The 18,051-nt window shown below is 62.2% G+C and carries 18 protein-coding genes; 5 read left to right on the forward strand and 13 right to left on the reverse strand.

Annotation, left to right across the window (positions count from 1 at the left end; all coding sequences use genetic code 11):
• Positions 1 to 127 precede the first annotated feature (127 nt).
• From DOM56_RS03305 to wrbA, 4 genes are all read right to left on the reverse strand, one after another.
• On the reverse strand, positions 128 to 1,339 hold the full coding sequence (locus tag DOM56_RS03305) for an MFS transporter (protein WP_110707447.1): 1,212 nt from the start codon (positions 1,337 to 1,339) through the stop codon (positions 128 to 130).
• A gap of 174 nt (positions 1,340 to 1,513) precedes the next feature.
• Positions 1,514 to 2,479: a glutathione S-transferase family protein gene (locus DOM56_RS03310; protein ID WP_110707448.1), complete on the reverse strand. Its 966-nt coding sequence runs from the start codon at positions 2,477 to 2,479 to the stop codon at positions 1,514 to 1,516.
• Positions 2,480 to 2,624: 145 nt separating this feature from the next.
• Entirely contained in the window at positions 2,625 to 2,831 is a 207-nt protein-coding gene (locus DOM56_RS03315) for a GNAT family N-acetyltransferase (RefSeq protein WP_198655650.1), read from the reverse strand.
• Between the two features lie 16 nt (positions 2,832 to 2,847).
• The gene (wrbA, locus tag DOM56_RS03320; protein ID WP_110707450.1) at positions 2,848 to 3,450 is read right to left on the reverse strand and encodes an NAD(P)H:quinone oxidoreductase; all 603 of its coding nucleotides are present in this window, start codon (positions 3,448 to 3,450) and stop codon (positions 2,848 to 2,850) included.
• Between the two features lie 150 nt (positions 3,451 to 3,600).
• Between wrbA and DOM56_RS03325 the strand changes: the two genes are divergently transcribed.
• Positions 3,601 to 4,491 (forward strand): LysR family transcriptional regulator, encoded by an 891-nt coding sequence (locus tag DOM56_RS03325; RefSeq protein WP_110707451.1) that lies wholly within the window; start codon positions 3,601 to 3,603, stop codon positions 4,489 to 4,491.
• A 368-nt stretch (positions 4,492 to 4,859) separates the two neighbouring features.
• Here DOM56_RS03325 and DOM56_RS03330 read toward each other — a convergent pair whose 3' ends face one another.
• The 4 genes from DOM56_RS03330 to DOM56_RS03350 form a co-directional block, all read right to left on the reverse strand.
• Entirely contained in the window at positions 4,860 to 5,237 is a 378-nt protein-coding gene (locus DOM56_RS03330) for a hypothetical protein (protein ID WP_110707452.1), read from the reverse strand.
• 118 nt (positions 5,238 to 5,355) lie between these two features.
• A complete protein-coding gene (locus DOM56_RS03335; protein ID WP_157958145.1) occupies positions 5,356 to 5,880 on the reverse strand; it encodes a hypothetical protein in 525 nt (174 codons plus the stop codon).
• Between the two features lie 646 nt (positions 5,881 to 6,526).
• Entirely contained in the window at positions 6,527 to 7,573 is a 1,047-nt protein-coding gene (locus DOM56_RS03345) for a GGDEF domain-containing protein (RefSeq protein WP_110707454.1), read from the reverse strand.
• Between the two features lie 584 nt (positions 7,574 to 8,157).
• Entirely contained in the window at positions 8,158 to 8,529 is a 372-nt protein-coding gene (locus DOM56_RS03350) for a hypothetical protein (RefSeq protein WP_110707455.1), read from the reverse strand.
• Positions 8,530 to 8,836: 307 nt separating this feature from the next.
• On the opposite strand from DOM56_RS03350, the gene DOM56_RS03355 reads away from it, so the two are divergent.
• Positions 8,837 to 9,532 (forward strand): S1-like domain-containing RNA-binding protein, encoded by a 696-nt coding sequence (locus DOM56_RS03355; protein ID WP_110601491.1) that lies wholly within the window; start codon positions 8,837 to 8,839, stop codon positions 9,530 to 9,532.
• Positions 9,533 to 9,542: 10 nt separating this feature from the next.
• Here DOM56_RS03355 and otnI read toward each other — a convergent pair whose 3' ends face one another.
• From otnI to DOM56_RS03380, 5 genes are all read right to left on the reverse strand, one after another.
• Positions 9,543 to 10,349 carry a 2-oxo-tetronate isomerase gene (gene otnI / locus DOM56_RS03360; RefSeq protein WP_110707456.1) on the reverse strand — a complete coding sequence of 269 codons (807 nt, stop codon included), beginning with the start codon at positions 10,347 to 10,349 and terminating at the stop codon, positions 9,543 to 9,545.
• Positions 10,350 to 10,425: 76 nt separating this feature from the next.
• A complete protein-coding gene (gene otnC, locus DOM56_RS03365) occupies positions 10,426 to 11,091 on the reverse strand; it encodes a 3-oxo-tetronate 4-phosphate decarboxylase (protein ID WP_110707457.1) in 666 nt (221 codons plus the stop codon).
• Positions 11,088 to 12,398, reverse strand: coding sequence for a 3-oxo-tetronate kinase (otnK, locus tag DOM56_RS03370; protein ID WP_110707458.1), 1,311 nt, complete (start codon positions 12,396 to 12,398; stop codon positions 11,088 to 11,090). Before otnK ends, otnC begins: the two co-directional genes overlap by 4 nt.
• 3 nt (positions 12,399 to 12,401) lie before the next feature.
• Positions 12,402 to 13,340, reverse strand: a complete 939-nt coding sequence (gene ltnD, locus DOM56_RS03375) for an L-threonate dehydrogenase (protein WP_110707459.1) — start codon at positions 13,338 to 13,340, stop codon at positions 12,402 to 12,404.
• Entirely contained in the window at positions 13,337 to 14,122 is a 786-nt protein-coding gene (locus tag DOM56_RS03380; RefSeq protein ID WP_110707601.1) for a FadR/GntR family transcriptional regulator, read from the reverse strand. The genes ltnD and DOM56_RS03380 overlap by 4 nt, the downstream gene beginning before the upstream one ends.
• 247 nt (positions 14,123 to 14,369) lie before the next feature.
• Between DOM56_RS03380 and denD the strand changes: the two genes are divergently transcribed.
• From denD to DOM56_RS03395, 3 genes are all read left to right on the forward strand, one after another.
• Entirely contained in the window at positions 14,370 to 15,329 is a 960-nt protein-coding gene (gene denD, locus DOM56_RS03385; protein WP_110707460.1) for a D-erythronate dehydrogenase, read from the forward strand.
• A gap of 94 nt (positions 15,330 to 15,423) precedes the next feature.
• On the forward strand, positions 15,424 to 16,809 hold the full coding sequence (locus tag DOM56_RS03390) for a gluconate:H+ symporter (RefSeq protein WP_110707461.1): 1,386 nt from the start codon (positions 15,424 to 15,426) through the stop codon (positions 16,807 to 16,809).
• Between the two features lie 32 nt (positions 16,810 to 16,841).
• A complete protein-coding gene (locus tag DOM56_RS03395; protein WP_110707462.1) occupies positions 16,842 to 18,014 on the forward strand; it encodes an L-rhamnonate dehydratase in 1,173 nt (390 codons plus the stop codon).
• The last annotated feature ends 37 nt before the right edge of the window (positions 18,015 to 18,051 follow it).

Here is an 18,051-nt window from a genome sequence, read left to right on the forward strand (position 1 = left end):
CTAAAAAGGCTTCCCCTCGGCGTAGTCGGAGGTGCGGATCCAATTTCCGTTGAAAATCAGCGATCGGTGGTGAAGCTCTGATTAGCGTGTCTTGCAAATATTCAGGCGGGCTTGATACCGACCGCGGCTAGCGCGCGGCTGGCTTCAGGTTCGTGGACGGCTTGGCGGTCGGCTGCTGTTCCTGGCGCTTGTCGTAGGCCCAGGCGATCGCCCAGATCACCATGCCGCCGAGCGTCAGCCCCGCGCCAACGATGCCGGTCGAGCCGAGGCCATAACCGGCGGTCAAAGCCATGCCCGCCAGCAACGGGCCCAGCGCGTTCGCGGCGTTGATCGCTACGTGGTTGAGGGCCGCGGCCAGGTTCTGGGCGTCGCCGGCGACGTCCATCAAGCGTTTCTGCAGAATTGCGGTCATCGCCATCACCACGCCGATACAGAACACGTCGATCGAGATCGTCCAGATATTGCCGGCAGCCCAGGGGAAAACCGCGAGTGCGATCGCCGTCCAGGCAAACGTCACGCCGACGGTGGGCATCTGCGCGCGGTCAGCGAATCGAGGCACGATGATGTTGCCCACCGTCATGCCCAGGCCGAAGACCGCGACCACTAGCGGGGCCACCGCCTCCGAGACATGGGTGACTTGATCGAGCGTCGCAGTGAGATAGGTATAGACCGAGAACAGGCCACCGTAGCCGATCGCGCCCATCGCCACCGTCAGCCAGACATTCGGGCGCTTGAGCGCGCCGAGTTCCCGCAGCGGGCTGGCGTCCCGATCGGGTTTCTGGAGCGGTACATAGACGAAGACCAGAACGGCGGTCACCAGGCCGATGACCGTGACCACGGCATAGTCCCAGCGCCAGCCGATAAGAGAGGCCAGCCAGGTCGCCCCTGGCACGCCGATGATGGTGGCCACGGTCAGGCCCATGAACATATAGCCGACCGCCTCGGTCTGACGCCCCGGCTTGGCAACCGAGGCCGCGACCAGCGACGCCATGCCGAAATAAGCGCCGTGCGGCAGACCGCTGATGAAGCGAAACACCAGCATCCAGTAAAAATCCGGCGCGATTGCGCTCAGGCCGTTGCCGAGTGCCAGCAGCAACATCAGCCCGATCAGCAGCGGCTTGCGTGATACACGGCTGAATAAGACAGTGATCGTAGGTGCGCCGATCAGCACGCCCAGCGCATAGGCGCTGATGGTATGCCCGGCCATGGGCTCGGAAATCTGCAGTCCGCGCGCGATTTCGGGCAGCACACTCATCGTGCCGAATTCGGTGACGCCGATCGCGAACGCGCCGGTGGCCAACGCGACATAGACCCATAGCGGATTCTTACAGTCGACCATATCGATACCTGCTTTGCTGAGGGCACCCGTACCCGCCGGACGCTTGATACCGCGAGCACGCGTCGTGGCGGCGCTCCTCGTTGTTGAAGATCCGAGCCGGCCGAGGCTTGTCTTATCGCGACCGCCCCGGCCGATTTGGGTGTCTAGCGGGTGACCTAGAACACCGCCAGCCGATCACGCCAGCCGATCACGCCTATGCGGTGCGCTCAGGCTCAACGTCGGGCCCATCGGCACCACGCCGGTCGGATTCACCGCCAACATGCCGCCGTAGTAGTGCTGCTTGATATGCTCGAAGCGCACGGTATCGGCTACGCCGGGCACCTGATACAGCTCGCGCAGATAACCCTGCAGCGCCGGATAATCGAAGATTCGCTGGCGGTTGCACTTGAAATGGCTGTAATAGACCGTGTCAAAACGCACCAGGGTGACAAACAGGCGCCAGTCGGCCTCGGTGATCTGGTCGCCGACCAGATAGCGCTGGCCGCTTAGCCGCTCTTCCAGCCAATCCAGCGTGTCGAATACATCGTTATAAGCGGCTTCGTAAGCGTCCTGGGCCGTAGCGAAACCGGCGCGATAGACACCGTTATTGAGCGGCGTATAAATGCGCTCGTTGACCGCGTCGATCTCAGCGCGAAGCGCTTCCGGATAGAGATCGATTTCAGCGTGCTCGGCCAGGTCGTTGAACGCGGCGTTGAACATGCGCAGCACGTCGGCCGATTCATTGGACACGATGGTTTCGTGTTTCTTGTCCCAGAGCGTGGGTGTGGTCACCCGGCCGGAATATGCCGGATCGGCTTTCTGATAGAGCTGATAGAGATAATCGAATCCGTAGAGCGGGTCGAGATCGCAGCCCGGCGCGCCGGAAAATTCCCAGCCGTTCTCGCCGTTACGCGGATGCACTATCGATAGGCCGACGACGGATTCCAGGCCCTTGAGCCGCCTCGCAATGATCGTCCGACAGGCCCAGGGACAGGCATAAGACACATACAGATGATAGCGGCCTGCTTCGGCGGCAAACTTCGCACTGGAATCAGGCTCGACCCAATCCCGGAAACCGGCCGATTCGCGTACGAACTTGCCGCCGTGCGACTTGGTGTCGTACCAGCCGTCTTGCCACTTACCTTCGATTAGAAAACCCATGGCATTACCTTACCGTGTCAGTAGCTGCCCGCTGTGGACGCACGTGGGGCAACCAGATGTTGGATCCGATTCGCCGTCGTTACTTGGCCTGGATATCCTTGGCGCAGGCGGCAACGGAAGGACAGACGGGCACGAATTTGAACTCTTACTGGCGCACGTCATTCAGGGCGCCGGCGATGAGCCTGCAGCCGACGCCCTGGCCTTTGAACTCGGGCGGTACGCCGGTGTGGTTGAAGATCACGACGCTGTCCTTGGGCTGATAGGCCGCGACTGCGGTCATACCGCCGAATTGCAACTCGTACTGGCCGTCTGTGGTGTTGTTATAGACAGAGCCGCCCGCCGTGGCCGTCACCTCAACGTCTGATGTGTCAGTCGTTAAACCGCAGCAAAAGCTTGGCGACCTTCTCACCCTGATAACGGGCGATCGCCAGCTCATTGGCCGACGGCCGCCGTGAGCCGTCTCCGTCGGCGTAAGTCGATGCACCGTAGGGCGAGCCGCCGCGCAGTTCAGAGATATCGAACAGCTCTTGAGCGCCGGCATAATCCAGCGGCACGATCAACATGCCGTGGTGTGCCAGCGTGTTCCAGAACGACGTGATGGTGGTTTCATTGCCGGCACCTGTGGCACTAGAGGTGAAGACCGAGCCCAGCTTGTTCACCAGCTTGCCGTTGGCCCACAGTCCACCGGTCTGATCCAGGAACGTGCGCATCTGACCTGCCATGTTGCCGAAACGGGTCGGCGTGCCGAAGATGATCGCATCGTAGTCGGCGAGCTCCGATGGCTTGGCGCTATCGCCGGCCAGGGACGTCTTGGCGCCGGCCGCTTCCAGAGCGTCCGCGGGCATGGTTTCAGGTACATGCTTGAGCGTGACCTCCACACCGCCGACTGACTTCACGCCCTCGACTACGGTCTGCGCGAGTGTTTCGACATGGCCATACATGGAGTAATAGAGCACCAGAACTTTTTTCATTCTTCATCTCCTTTTAGCGATAGTTAGGCTGTATTTTCCGGTCGAAACCAGCGCGATTGACTACGGAAATTCAATCTAGTCTTCTTGCGAAGAGAGAAAAATTAAAATGTTCTGGTACTATTGTTCAATTCATCCGAACCTTGAGTTTTTATGGACTTGATTCGTCTTGAGGCATTTGAAGCGCTGGATGCCATTGACCGTTACGGTACGTTCGCTGCTGCTGCGGCCGCGTTATATCGTGTGCCCTCGGCGATGACTTATGTGATCGGTCAGCTCGAAGACGAATTAGGTGTCAAAGTATTTGATCGGCGTAAGCGAAAAGCAGTTTTCACCCCGGCCGGTCGTTTATTGCTGGCCGAAGGACGGCGCATTCTGGCGGCCAATCGCGAGGTGAGCGCGGCAGCCCGCCGATTGGCTGATGGGTGGGAGCCTGAGTTGCGTATTGCGATGGATGCGCTTGTGCCTCGAAATATTCTTTGGCCGGTGCTGCGAGCGGCTGCTCGTGATCTTCCGTCAGTCAGTATCCGGTTGCTCGAAGAGACGCTTGGCGGTACCTGGGAAGCACTGGTTGAGGGCCGGGCCGATCTGGCGATCGGCGTTGACGATGCGCCCGGATCAGCTCGCGTCGAGCGCCTAGGGCAAATCCCAATCGAATTTGTCTACTGCTGCGCGCCGAATCACGCCTTGAGCCAGCTCGGACGCCCCATCACATGCGCAGACATACGCGCATTCCCGGCAGTGGTTATTGCCGACAGCGCGCGTCGATTCGCGCCTCGGTCGGCCTCGGCCTCGTTACTGGACGGCCAGCCTCGGCTGACCGTTGGCCATATGAGCACAAAGCTCGAGGCTATTCGGCAGGGGCTAGGTGTTGGTTTTTGTCCCCGCGAGTGGATCGAAGACGACAAACCACGAGGCGAGCTAACCATACTCGAGCTAGCCGAGCCTCGGGATCCAATCTGGACTGACGTCCTTTGCCGCCGGGAGCAACACGGCCGTGCGTTGAAATGGTTTATCGATCGGCTCGATCTTTCAGGCCATTAGCCCCGTGACGGCCAGCAATCCACAGGAACATCCGCGGGCTGGCTCAGCGTACGATTTTTGCATTTCTTGAGCTGAACCCCATAACACCCCCCGATTTCTTTGAACAGTGCTGTTGTCGATGATCCTGCCCAATACCTATGGACACCGACTTAAGCGATCATTCAAGCCTCGAAGGTCTCCGGGGCAATCATCCCGATAGCACTTGTCGACGCTGCCCTAGTTCCCAAGGCGCTGGGCAGGACATTCGAGCAGCGTGGTCGGCCGCTGCGGGCGATTGGCAGTGAGACGACCGGATAGCTGAGGGCTGAGCGATGTAGCGTTCAGCGTCGACTTTCCACAGGGGCGTGGCCCATGAATGTCTGAGCAACTTAGCCCCGTCGGCGGTAGCTGGCCGGTGGCAGCCGCTGGCCGCGCCGGCTGAGGATGAGCCAGCGTATGCGGTCGGCTATCCAGGCCTTGGCGAGATTCTCCTCATCGAACTGGCAATCGGCGATGACGATGGTGTGGTTCTTGCCAGGTACATGGAACGAGGGATGATAGGCTGCCAAGCGCCCACCCTCGTGGCGGGGGCAGGCACCATAGCGAGTTTCCACGTCGGGCACGCCCGCCTCGCAGATGTGGAGATCATAGGCGGTGGCGATCTGATGACTGGCGTAGTTGAACCGCTGCAAGGCCGTGGTGTGACGCCGCCGGGCGCGACCCTCGTCTTCCGATAAAGGCAGACCATCGGGGCTGGAACGATGCATTTCATCCTCGACATGGAACGCGGCAGGTAGTTTGTGTACTAAATGTACATAAAAGGTGTCTTGAGTACAAACTTCGTACGGCGATCAAATCTGACGAGGGGGTACCGCTATCTGAGGGTCAATCCTCGGTGTCGGATCGGGACGTGGCGTCCGTCGTTGCCAGGTAGTCCGCCGTGACGTCTTCGCTGCGATATCGCTGGTGTTCGCGATTGGAGAGACGTCTGGCGATCTGTTCTAGGAGCAGTAGATCGGCTTCATCCATCTCGCCGGACAATACAGCCTGCTCGATCTGGCGCAGCGCTTCGGCGGACCTCTCGGTCGGCTGCCGAGTGCGGGTGGGTGAGGGTTCGCGGATATCCCGGGCGGTGGTGCCGGCGCCAGGGGGCGATGGGGTGTCGCTTCTCAGCATCTCCCCCCGGCCGTAGTCTAGCCACTCTTCACGGATACCGAGCCAATGGGCCAGCGCGACCTTCCTGTCATGGCCCGGACGAGCTTCCCCGTTCAGCCATTTGCTGGCGGCCTTGGGCGTGACACGCATGGCTCGGGCCAGGCGTGCGCCCATCCCATAGCCGTCCTTGCCTGCGCGACGGAGCGCCTTGTGAAGTCGGGAGCTGAACTCATCCCGGTTACCGGTGTGAACCATGGGTTCAATGTTCCCACCGGTTGAATGTACTTTCAGTACCTGATAGTCATGTACTCGAAGTTCAGGTACGGAGAGAGGTCATGAGCGCGATCCGTCTTGCGGTCCAACAACTCGGTGGCGTGTCACGTTGTGCCCGGGTCTGCGGGGTCTCGCCGTCGGCTGTCTGTAAGTGGCTACGCCGGGAGCGGCTACCCCGCACGGAGTACACCGGCGAAACCCGCCATGCAGCGAGAATGGCCGCGGCAAGTGGGGGTGCCTTCACTGCCGCTTGGTTGCTGGAGAATGCCGGCCCCGCTATGCCCCTCGCGGCCGATGGCGGCCCGTCATCCGTCGAAAATCCGCCAGACGCAGAAGATCCGGTCGAACAGACCGATGCTCACCCGCAGGGGCCTGGCGCATCGATGACACGATAACGCAACGAAATCATTGATTTAATCGAGAGTTTTATGAATGAGACTTCGAGGAAGTCAGCCGGTAAAAAGGCCCAGCCGAAACTGGGCAAAAGTCAGACCATGAGGGTTAATAATAACAATAATAGTTTTGGGAATGTGATTGTTATTTTCCAGTGCTAGGTAAGGTTCAAAAGGTTTTCCCTATTATTGCCGCCCTATATTTGACAAAATTCCTCGAAAAATTTTGGTTTTTCTTATACAGAATTGACCTGATTAGAACTAGATTGATTATTGATTTCTTCTTCACAGGTTTTGAGAACAGCACGATTTCTGCCACCACCTTTTGCCTCGTATAGTGCATCGTCGGCTCTTTTCAGCCAACGCTTGACATCGTCCGAAGAGTGCAGTCCGGTGACACCTAGAGACGTGGTGATCGGACAGGAAGGATCGCCAAGCTGGCTGGCGATAACCCTTCGTAGATCTTCCGCCACATCGGCGGCATCGATCTCTTTGACATCCGCCAGCAACAGCAAGAATTCCTCACCGCCGAAACGAAACAGGCAGTCATCGAATCGCACGCTCCGGCGGATGAGATTGGCGCATCTCACCAGAACCTCGTCGCCATAGGCGTGTCCGAATCGGTCATTGACACTCTTGAAATTGTCCAGATCCAAGAGAATGAGAGAACTGGGCCGCCCCTCATCGATCAGTCTGTCCCTGGCGTGAGCCAGTGACTCGTCAAGTGATCTCCGGTTACGGGCGCCGGTCATATCATCGTAAGTCGCAAGCCTCGTCAGGGTTTTCTGCTGCAGATCGCTCCTTCTGGCGTAGAGATAGGCGCAGCTATTTGCCGTGAAGCTGGAAGCGATGAAGGAGAAAATACCTTCGGGCTGTGAGAACTGCAGCAGTATTGGGATCATTACGGCACTCATAATGACATTGATCATGAGTGCGCGTCTGGCATCAGTCAGAAAGAAATTCGTCAGCATCATGGGGAACGACCAGAATACACCAACGAGACCGAGGACATTGGTGGTGATCCCGGCAAAAAGAGCGCTAGTGGCCGCCAGGATTAATCCACCACGTTGGCTATCGTTGGAATACCAGGAATAACCTACTATGCAAAGAATCAGCAGGAGAGATATGCCGTCGAAGATGCCCTTCTCGAAACTGCCTTGAGTGAACCTGTAAATGCTGAAAGGTAGTAGGGTCAGCGTCTCGCAGGCGCCCAGAAGCGAGATCACCCGAAGGACGAAGTCCTGTTTTAAACGATTTCTGACAGACCTCATCCACGCTCTCATGAGACCGACTCCCCGCGCCCTGTCCCTGGGTCATTCCAGCTATGGCCCGGTTCTGTAATATTTCATTACATTTAGATTAGCCAAATTCTATCGGGAGGAGAGAACGATTTTTATACTTGGTTATCTTGACTTTCTTTGCTGGATGAAAGTTATTTTTGTATGACGTATGTCAGGTAGATGAATCAAAGGTGCCTTTACTTTTCACTGAGTCATATTCGCCGGTACTCGATTTCGATGAGCGGCGTACCGAAGGAATGGAAAGGAATATAAGAGGATGCGGTGGGAGAACGACAGGCAGCCACCGGCATCTTGCCGGCGGCTGCAGAGAGGGATAGGAGAGATTACAGCGTGGTGAAACTGACCTCGCCATTGTCTCGTCGGGCGGTCTGCTCGAGGTTGAGCGTTTCGCGTTGTGCGGCGAAGAGAGCGCTGGTCGCAATCGAATCCTCTGAAACAGACTGTCGACACCAGTGATGATGGATATGGCGCCTGGCGCTTGTCCTTCATTGAGTGAAAAACACCAAAAAGGGAGCCGAGGGCTCCCTTGATGGACTAGCGCTGTCTTCATGCCCGAAGGCGGAGACTTACAGGCTGGCGAAGTTCACTTCGACATTGCCTTTGTCATTGCTGACGGTCTGGGTGGCGTTTCGCAGCGCCTGGCGTGCGGCATCGCTCTGCCCTTCGCCGATCAGGCCGTTGTGAGACGGATGAACATCGGTGCTCAGTTGAGTCGAGTCGGCAACGTTCTGCAGAGCCTGGTCGGCAGCGGCGCTGTGGCCACCGTTGACGGTGTCGACGCTGTAGCGGGTCGGCAGCGCATGGTACTGCGCGGTCTGCTCGATGCTGAGCGGTTCGCTCTGCTGGTCGAAATGACGCTCGGCTGCGAGGCTGTTGGCCTGGGCGGCGGCGGGCAGGGCGACGGCAATGGCGATGGCTGCGAGAATGCGATTTTTCATGGTGTGGCCTCCAAAATGTCTTTTCTACTGATGGCCTCTCGGCCTCAATCTGTGATGACATTATGGGAGCCTGTTCTTTAGTCTGCTAATCACGTGTAGTGAATTCGACTATCGATGGGATTAATACAAAGGTCGAAGCCATGAGACGTGGCGATAGTGTAAACCTTATTTCTGCATGCAGGGAATGCCGGGGCAAGGCGGCTGCCGAGACAGCCCCGGGGGCGGTGAGCGCCACCTCTTTGCTCCACGTCGCCGCGCCCGCCATAATGGATTCCTCCCAGCCACCGCTTGTCAGCCAGAGTACGCCATGACCCGCCCCCCTCGGGACGACGCTCCCGCCGATGCCCCCACTGCCGCCGAATCGCAGGTCAACGTGGGTGACGTCGCCTACCTGCGCGTGACGAAGGTCAATGACATCGGCGCTTTCCTGAACTGGGGCCGCCCCAAGGATCTGCTGCTACCGTTTGGCGAGCAGCGCTTTCGCCCGGACGAGGGCAAGCGGGTGCTGGTGATGATCTACGTCGACGATCGCATGCGCCCGGTGGCCAGCATGAAACTCGACAAGTTCCTGCAGGATGAGTCGGAAGGCCTGAAGACGGGGGATCGTGTGTCGCTGGTGATCTCGGACTTGACCGATCTCGGCGCCAAGGCGGTGGTCAACAGCCGGTTCTGGGGGCTGCTGTATCACGATGACATGTCGCGCCCGCTACGCCGGGGCGATCGTCTGGATGGCTATGTGCGCCGGGTGCGCGACGACGCGCGCCTGGATCTCTCGCTGTTGCCGCCGGGGCAGGCGCGCCTGGATGTGGTCGGCGACAAGGTGCTGGCAGCGCTGGCCGCCAATGACGGGTTCCTGGCCCTTGGCGACAAGAGCCCGGCCGATGTCATCAAGGCGCGCCTCGGCGTCAGCAAGAATGCCTTCAAGCAGGCGATCGGCCGGCTCTACAAGCAGCGCCGGATCGTGATCGAAGACGATGGTATCCGATGGATCGAGGGCGATTGACCCCTCTCCGTCAGCGCTGCTGCGAGGCGCGATACCATGCCAACCCTGTCTCGGTCTCCCTGCGCGGTCTGTATTCGCAACCCAGCCAACCGTCATAGCCATTCTCGTCGAGCTGCACGAATAGCCACGGGTAGTTGACCTCGCCGGTATCCGGCTCATGCCGTTCGGGTACGCCGGCGATCTGGATATGGCCGACGCCATCGCGATAGCGCTGATAGGTCCGCCAGATATCTCCATCCATGATCTGGGTGTGGTAGAAATCCATCTGCACCTTGACGTTGGGCTCGTTCAACTCCTCGAGAATGGCGTGGCCATCGGCCTGGTGATTGAGAAAGTAGCCAGGCATGTCGCGGGTATTGATCGGCTCGATCAGCAGCGTCAGGTTGTGCTCGGCAAGCTTTCTGGCTGCAAACCTCAGATTTTCCAGGTAAATCTCCCTTGCCGCAGTGATGAATGTTTCACGGGAAACATCATCGGTCGCGGCCTCTGGAACCAGCCCGGCCATGGCGTGCAGGCGCGGGCAGTTCAACGCCTTGGCATAGCGAATGGCGGTATCGACACTTTCCCGAAACTCCGCCTCGCGGCCGGGCAGGGCAGCCAGCCCGCGCTCGCCGGCAGCCCAGTCGCCCGGCGGCAGGTTGAACAGCACCTGCTCGAGCCCGTGACGCTTCAGCTCGGCGGCGATGGCGTCGGGCTCGAAGTCGTAGGGGAACAGGAACTCGACCCCGGCGAAGCCGTTGGCGGCGGCCTTGGCGAAGCGCTCCATGAATGGGACTTCGTTGAACATCATGCTGAGATTGGCGGCGAAGCGCGGCATGGCCTGATTCCTCGGTTATCCCATCAATAGTGTGTAGAAAGAAGCGGTAGTGCGGTTCTCGGAGGCGAGGCTCCGGCTACCACTGAGCGCCAAACGCATCGCGCAGTTCGTCGATCTCCTTCTCGTTCAGGGTGCGCACGTCGTGCTGACGCAGCAGCAGATAGAGCTTGGCGGTCTCCTCTAGCTCCTCGATGGCGTTGCGCGCGGCTTCCATGGTCTTTCCCGCCACCACCGGGCCGTGATTGGCCAGGAGTACCGCGGAATGATCGGCGGCGTAATCGCGCACGGCGTCGCCCAGCGCGGCGTCGCCGGGGCGATAGTAGGGCACCAGCGGCAAGCGGCCGACCCGCATCACGAAGTAGGGCGTGATCGGCGGCAGACAGGAGTGCTCGTCGAGCCCGTTGAGGCAGGAGACCGCCGCCGAGTGCGTGGCGTGGAGATGGATGATACCGCCGGTATCCGGACGCTGTTCGTAGAAGGCCCGGTGCAGGAAGGACTCCTTGGTCGGCGGCTTGCCGGCGAGCAGGTTGCCGTCCCAGTCGAGCTTGGAAATCTCCGCCGGATCCAGCGCGCCCAGGCTGGCGTTGGTCGGTGTCATCAGCCAGCCGTCTTCTAGCTTGGCGCTGATATTGCCGGAGGTGCCCGGCGCCATGCCCAGATTGCGGAACGAGCGGCCGATCTCGGTAATCTCCTCGCGCAGGCGGTTCTCGGTTGCGGATGTGGAAGTGTGAATCGCGGTCATGGCATCAGTTTCCAGGCTTTGGTCATGAAATCGGTGGCGCCGAAGTTGCCGGACTTGAGTGCCAGCGCCAGCGGTTCGTCGGTCCCGAGGGTGGTCGTCCAAGGTACGCCGGGGTCGATGCTTTCACCGATCCGCAGCCCCTGCACGCCGAGTGCGCCGACCACGGCGCCGGAGGTCTCACCACCGGCCACCAGCAACCGGCACACGCCAAGCCGACCCACCAGCTCGGCGGCGATCTCGGCCATGGCGCTCTCGACCAGCTCGCCGGCTTCCTGCACGCCGAGTCGCTGCTGGGCAAGACGGACCTCCTCGGGTGAGGCGCTGGCATAGATCAGCACTGGGCCGGCCTCCAGATGCGCTTCGGCGTGTTCCAGCGCGCCATCGACGACGCGCCGATAGTCGTCGGCTAGCGCCTGCGCGTCGAGGTGCACGCTGGGCATGTGCTGCCGGGCATGTTCGATCTGGGCCAGCGTGGCCCGCGAACAGCTGCCGCTCAGCACCGCCTCGCGACCCGTGACGGGTTCGAGCCGGGCGGCATCTTCGGTATGGCCGAGGCGCCCGGCAACATTGGCGGGCAGCGCCAGCGCCAGGCCGGAGCCCGCGGTCACCAGCGGCAGCTCGCGACAGGCGCGGGCCAGTACGAACAGGTCGTCGTTATCGATGGCGTCGCAGATCGCGATGCCGACGCCCCCGGCCCTGAGCGCCTCGATGCGCGCGCTCACGGCGGCATCACCCTGGCGTAGCGTGTTGTAGTCGATCAGGCCCACGGTGTGGCGGGTCTGGGCGCCGAGAACGCGGACCAGATTGGCGTCGGTCATCGGCGTCAGCGGGTGATCCTGCATGCCGCTTTCATTGAGCGGGACGCCGTTGGCGAACAGATAGCCGTTGAACACGCTGCGACGATTGGCCGGCAGCGCCGGGCAGGCGACGGTGAAGTCGGTTTCCAGCGCTTCCATCAGCGCCTCGGTGACCGGGCCGATATTGCCTGCCGGGGTCGAATCGAAGGTCGAGCAGTACTTGAAGTAGAACTGCTCGCAGCCCTGTTCGCGCAGCCAGTCGAGCGCCTGGATCGATTGTTCGATGGCGTCCTTGGCAGGGATCGTGCGCGACTTCAGCGCCACCACCACCGCATCGACATCCGCTTCCAGCGGTATGTCGGGCGTGCCGATGGTCTGCAGCGTGCGCATCCCGGCGCCGACCAGCTGACTGGCGAGATCGGTGGCACCGGTGAAGTCATCGGCGATGCAGCCCAGAATCGGTCGGGCGCGGGGCCGTCGCTCATCCGTTTTCGAAAGAGAGTCCGCCATCGCTCAAGCACCTCCGTGATCGTTGGGACCGGCGTCGTTGGCCGCCGTGCCGGGCAGCTCGATACCCGGATAGATCTTGATCACCGCCGAGTCATCCTCGCGGCCCAGCCCCTGGGCGGAAGCCAGGGTGAACTGGCTCAGCGCCTGGGCGGTCAGCGGCAGCGGGAACTTGTCGCGATGGGCGGTATCGTGAACGATGCCCAGATCCTTGACGAAGATATCCACCGCCGAGTGGGGGGTGTAGTCGCCGGCCAGGATGTGCGGCACGCGGTTTTCGAACATCCAGGAGTTGCCGGCGCTCTGGGTGATCACCTCGTAAAGCGTCTGCGGATCGCAGCCGCCGCGAATGCCGTAGGCCATCGCCTCGGCGGCGGCGGCGATATGCACGCCCGCCAGCAGCTGATTGACCAGTTTCACCTGGGAGCCCTGGCCGAGCTCGTCGCCGAGCCGGAACACCTTGGCGGCGAGGGCGTCGAGGACCGCTTCGGCGCGCTCGAACAGCGCCGCGGGGCCAGACGCCATCATCGTCAACTGACCGGCGGCCGCCTTGACCGACCCGCCCGAAATTGGCGCGTCGAGCAGGTGGATGTCACGCTCGGCAAGGTCGGCCCCCAGCGCCTGCACGGCATCCGGGGCGCAGGTCGCACACGAGATCACCAGGCTGCCCGGCTTCAACCCCGGCAGCAGGCCGCCGTCGCCGAACAGCACGCTGCGGGTCTGCTCGGCGTTGACCACTACGGTCAGCACGATCTCGACCTCGGCCGCCATCGCTGCGGGCGTCGCCACGGCGTGCCCGCCGCCCTTGGTAAAACCCGCTCGCGCTTCCTCGCGGAGGTCGCAGCCCCAGGTCTCGAAGCCGGCGCGGACCAGCGACAGGGCCATGCCCATCCCCATCGAGCCCAGCCCGATGACCCCGACCCACGGTCGTTGTGTGGTACTCATCGCGAATTGCCTCCCGTGGACTCTGTCGATGACATCGAGGCCGATCCGCGCTGCGCTTCCACGCGCTCGAGCAGATCGGTCGGCGCCTGGCGCAGGCGCGTTTCGGCGTGTTCCAGATGCGTGGCGACGGCGCGGGCGGCGGCCTCGCCATCGCCGGCGGCGATGGCATCGAGTATCGCCTGGTGCTCGGCGACGACCTGCTGCATGAAGGTGTCGCGCAGCGACTCGTTGGTCCGCGTCACCCGGATTGCCTGGTGCAAGAAGCGGTTGTAGAAATCGAGCACGGCGGTGAAGTGGCTATTGTTGGCCGCCTCGGCGATGGCGCGGTGGAAGGCGAGATCCTGGTCGACACCGGAAAGCCCTGCCTCGACCGCTTCGTCGATATCCGCCATGGCGTTTCGGATTCGACGCAACTGGGAGGGGGTGTGGCGTTCGGCGGCGAGCCGGGCGGCTTCCACCTCCAGCGGACGCCGCAGCTCCAGCACCTCGACCACCGACTGCAGGTCGGGATCGGGAATCGCTAGACGCAGCGAGACCGTCGGGGATTCGGCGACGAAGCTGCCGCTGCCGCGACGCGAGGTGACGAGCCCCCCATTGCGCAACATCGATATCGCTTCGCGCACCACCGAGCGGCTGATGCCGAATCGCTCGCCCAGCGCCGCCTCGGTGGGCAGGCGCGCGCCCCGGCCCCATTCGCCGGCCTGGATGGCATCGCTCAGCCGTTGGGCGACCTGTTCGGAGAGCTGCGGGCCGCGCGATGGCGGTTCCGAGGTTTCACTCACGCGGCTGGTTCGCGGTTCTTGATTCACGGTTGGGATCTCTCATGCGTTCGTCGAAGCGGATCATCGCCAACTGCCGTGACGACGGTGCTCCGCTGCGCTCTCCGACCAATGGCGATATTGCCTGTGCGCCGAATTTGTCAGACAAGATGTTAAATCTCGATCGTCGACGCAATTCGCCTTTGGTCAATTCGAGCCCGTCGACGGCGTGAGGCAAGTGGCAATTCACCGGCATCAGGAGAGAGAGCGAATGCACGTGATCGTGACGGGAGGCGCCGGTTTTCTCGGCGCAAGGCTGATTCGGCAACTGCTATCGGGAGAGGTCTCTATCGCAGGGCAGGCCGTCACGCGAGTGACGTCGATCGATCTGGCGCCGTGTCCGGTAGCCGAAGGCCGGGTCGAATCGCTCACCGGCGATGTCGCCGATCCTGCGCTGATCGAACGAGCCCTTGGCGACGATACCGGCGCCGTCTGCCACCTGGCGGCGGTGGTCAGCGCCCAGGCCGAGGCGGACTTCGAGCTCGGCATGCGGGTCAACCTGGATGCCACTCGCACGCTGCTGGAAGCGTGCCGCGCCCATCCGAAGCGGCTGCGTTTCCTGTTCGCCAGCTCGCTGGCCGTATTCGGTCCGGGGCTGGCCCAGCCGGTGGCCGAGGCGATCGGCCCGCAGCCGCGCTCCTCCTATGGCGCGCAGAAGGCGATGGGCGAGCTGCTGGTCAACGACTACAGCCGGCGCGGCTTCGTCGATGGCCGGGTCTGCCGCCTGCCCACCATCGTGGTGCGCCCCGGCAAGCCCAATCGGGCGGCGTCGTCGTTTGCCAGCTCGATCATCCGCGAGCCGCTCGCGGGCGTCGAAGCGGTTTGTCCGGTGGATGCCGGCCTGGCGCTGTGGCTCTCCTCGCCCCGTGCCGTGGTCGCCAACCTGACCCATGCGCTGTCGATCGAGGGTGAGGCGCTGGGCGACTGGCGCACGCTCAACCTGCCCGGGATCACGTTGACGGTCACCGCGATGCTCGACGCGCTGGAGCGCGTGGCCGGCCCGTCGGCTCGCCAACGGGTGCGCTTCGAGCCGGATGCCGGGATCGATGCCATCGTTGCCAGCTGGCCGGGCGGGCTGGATACCGAACGACCACTGAAGCTCGGTTTCCGGGCCGACAGCGATTTCGACGCCATCATCCATGCCTACCGGGAGGACGAGCTCGATCACTGATCCGGTCTCCGACAAGACACTCCCGACTCGACAGAACCGTTCCTTGAACCAAGCAGGCAACAATACGCAATAAAGCCCACAAGGAGTTCACGCCATGACAGACGCCGTTGCTGGACCCCAGGTCATCATCGGCCTGGGTATCGCCATCTTCGTGATGATCGCGCTGGTGCTGAAGACCCGCGTTCACGCGCTGCTCGCCCTGGTCATCGCCGCCTCGATCGCCGGTCTGTTCGGCGGCATGTCGCCCAATGCGGTGATCGATGCCATCACCACCGGCTTCGGCAAGACCCTCTCCACCATCGGCCTGGTGATCGGCTTCGGGGTGATGATGGGGCGGATTCTCGAAGTCTCCGGCGCCGGCCAGCGCATGGCCTATTCGATCCTCAAGCTGCTCGGCAAGGAGCGCGAGGATTGGGCGATGGCGCTGACCGGTTATATCGTCTCGATCCCGATCTTCTGCGACTCCGCCTACGTGATACTCAATCCGCTGGTGCGGGCACTGGCGCGCAACAGCGGGCGCTCGGTGCTCACGCTCGGCATCGCGCTGGCCTCGGGGCTGGCGGTCACCCACAGTGCGGTACCGCCGACACCGGGCCCGCTGGGCGTCGCCGGTATCTTCGGTGTCGATATCGGTCTGATGATCGCCTGGGGCCTGGTCTTCACCGCGCCGGCGCTGATCGTGATGGTGCTCTATGCCCGCTTCATGGGCCCGCGTATCGAGGCGATGATCGAGCGTGACGTACCGGGATCGCTGAAGCGGGACGCGACGGATGACCCGCTCGCGGCGCCCCTCGAGGAGAGCGAACTGCCGACGCTGTTCAAGTCGGTGCTGCCGATCGCCTTGCCGATCGCGCTTATCTTCTTCAATACCCTGGTCACCGCCGTGGTGGGCGGCAGCGATGCGCCCGGCATTTTCGTGCAGGTGGTCCAGTTCGTCGGTCATCCGGTGATCGCGGTCGGTATCGGCGTACTGGTGGCGGTCTACGGGCTGGTGCCGAAGATGCCCAAGGACCAGGTCCTGGCGCATCTGGAAAAAGGGGTCGAAAGCGCCGGTATCATCCTGCTGGTCACCGGTGCCGGGGGCGCATTGGGTGCCGTGCTGCGAGCCAGCGGTGCCGGTGACTACATCGGCGAGAGCATTGCCGGGTTGGCGCTGCCGGCGGTGCTGATCCCGTTCATCATCGCCACCCTGGTGCGCTTCGTGCAGGGCAGCGGCACGGTATCCATGATCACCGGGGCGTCGATCTCGGCGCCGATCCTGGCCTCGATGCCGGACGTCAACATGGTGCTGGCGGCGCAGGCGGCGTGCCTGGGCGGACTGTTCTTCAGCTATTTCAACGACAGCTATTTCTGGGTCGTCAACCGGCTGCTGGGGGTCAAGACCGCCAAGCATCAGCTGCTGGTGCTGTCGGTGCCGACCACCCTGGGCTGGGCCACCGGGCTGGTGGCGCTGCTGGTCGCCAACGCCTTCGTGGGTTGATGGCCGCCCGTCGAATGACAAGGAGTCCCGATATGAAAATCACCCGCGTCCGCGCCCGGGTTTTCGAATGGAAAGGCGAGACGGTGCCGCCCAAGGCGCACTTCTGCACCAACGCCATGGATGCGCTGTGGGATCGCGGCGATGCGATGCAGAGCTTTCGCTTTCACGGCTGGACGGTGATCGAGATCGAGACCGACAGCGGTCTGGTCGGTCTTGGCAACGTGGCGTTGGCGCCGCGGGTCGCCAAGACCATCGTCGATGGGCATCTGGCGCCGCTGATCGTAGGCCAGGATCCGTTCGACTACGAATACCTGTGGCAGCGCATGTACCGCGCCACGCTGGCCTGGGGGCGGCGTGGCATCGGCATGGCGGCGATCTCCGGCGTCGATATCGCGATCTGGGACCTGATGGGCAAGGCGCTCGACAAGCCGGTGTTCAAGCTCCTCGGCGGGCGCACCAAGGAGAAGATCCCGTGCTACGCCTCCAAGCTTTACCACGACGATCTCGAGGTCATGCAGGCGGAGGCGCAAGGCTATCTCGATCAGGGCTTCCAGGCGATGAAGATGCGTTTCGGCTATGGGCCCAAGGACGGGCCAAGAGGCATGCGTGAGAATCTCAAGAGCGTGGCAGCGGTCCGCGAGGTGATCGGTGAGGATATCGACCTGATGGCCGACTGCTACATGGGCTGGAACCTCGACTACGCCCGGCGCATGCTGCCCAGGTTGGCGCCGTTCGACCTGCGCTGGCTGGAGGAGCCGGTCATCGCCGACGATATCGACGGCTATGCCGAGCTCAATCGCATCGCGCCGATGCCGATCTCCGGCGGCGAGCATGAGTTCACCGTCCACGGTTTCCGCCAGTTGCTGGAAAAGCGTGCGGTCTCGGTGATCCAGTACGATACCAACCGGGTTGGCGGCATCACCGTGGCGCGCAAGATCAATGCCATGGCGGAAGCGTTCGAGGTGCCGGTGATCCCGCATGCGGGGCAGATGCACAACTACCATCTGACGATGTCGTCGCTGGCATCGCCAATGTCGGAGTTCTTCCCGGTGCATGACGTCGAGATCGGCAACGAGCTCTTCTACTACCTGTTCGAGGGCGACCCGGAACCGGTCGAGGGCCATCTCGATCTTGCCGACGACGTGCCGGGGCTCGGCCTCTCCCTCAACGAGCGCTACCTCGACGGTTTCCATATCCTCGAGTGAGGGGTCGTGGCGGCGCGAACGGCGTCGCGTCGCCACT

It is taken from the genome of Salinicola sp. CR57 (assembly GCF_003206585.1).
GTDB lineage: Bacteria > Pseudomonadota > Gammaproteobacteria > Pseudomonadales > Halomonadaceae > Salinicola > Salinicola lusitanus.

What these genes read in the sequence shown, in the direction of transcription:
- DOM56_RS03355 (WP_110601491.1), top strand. Translation starts at nt 8,837, where the DNA reads ATGACCCGCCCCCCTCGGGACGACGCTCCCGCCGATGCCCCCACTGCC.
- DOM56_RS03335 (WP_157958145.1), bottom strand. Translation starts at nt 5,880, where the DNA reads ATGGTTCACACCGGTAACCGGGATGAGTTCAGCTCCCGACTTCACAAG.
- DOM56_RS03350 (WP_110707455.1), bottom strand. Translation starts at nt 8,529, where the DNA reads ATGAAAAATCGCATTCTCGCAGCCATCGCCATTGCCGTCGCCCTGCCC.
- otnI (WP_110707456.1), bottom strand. Translation starts at nt 10,349, where the DNA reads ATGCCGCGCTTCGCCGCCAATCTCAGCATGATGTTCAACGAAGTCCCA.
- DOM56_RS03325 (WP_110707451.1), top strand. Translation starts at nt 3,601, where the DNA reads ATGGACTTGATTCGTCTTGAGGCATTTGAAGCGCTGGATGCCATTGAC.
- denD (WP_110707460.1), top strand. Translation starts at nt 14,370, where the DNA reads ATGCACGTGATCGTGACGGGAGGCGCCGGTTTTCTCGGCGCAAGGCTG.
- DOM56_RS03390 (WP_110707461.1), top strand. Translation starts at nt 15,424, where the DNA reads ATGACAGACGCCGTTGCTGGACCCCAGGTCATCATCGGCCTGGGTATC.
- DOM56_RS03330 (WP_110707452.1), bottom strand. Translation starts at nt 5,237, where the DNA reads ATGCATCGTTCCAGCCCCGATGGTCTGCCTTTATCGGAAGACGAGGGT.
- otnK (WP_110707458.1), bottom strand. Translation starts at nt 12,398, where the DNA reads ATGGCGGACTCTCTTTCGAAAACGGATGAGCGACGGCCCCGCGCCCGA.
- DOM56_RS03395 (WP_110707462.1), top strand. Translation starts at nt 16,842, where the DNA reads ATGAAAATCACCCGCGTCCGCGCCCGGGTTTTCGAATGGAAAGGCGAG.
- wrbA (WP_110707450.1), bottom strand. Translation starts at nt 3,450, where the DNA reads ATGAAAAAAGTTCTGGTGCTCTATTACTCCATGTATGGCCATGTCGAA.
- DOM56_RS03310 (WP_110707448.1), bottom strand. Translation starts at nt 2,479, where the DNA reads ATGGGTTTTCTAATCGAAGGTAAGTGGCAAGACGGCTGGTACGACACC.
- DOM56_RS03345 (WP_110707454.1), bottom strand. Translation starts at nt 7,573, where the DNA reads ATGAGAGCGTGGATGAGGTCTGTCAGAAATCGTTTAAAACAGGACTTC.
- DOM56_RS03305 (WP_110707447.1), bottom strand. Translation starts at nt 1,339, where the DNA reads ATGGTCGACTGTAAGAATCCGCTATGGGTCTATGTCGCGTTGGCCACC.
- otnC (WP_110707457.1), bottom strand. Translation starts at nt 11,091, where the DNA reads ATGACCGCGATTCACACTTCCACATCCGCAACCGAGAACCGCCTGCGC.
- ltnD (WP_110707459.1), bottom strand. Translation starts at nt 13,340, where the DNA reads ATGAGTACCACACAACGACCGTGGGTCGGGGTCATCGGGCTGGGCTCG.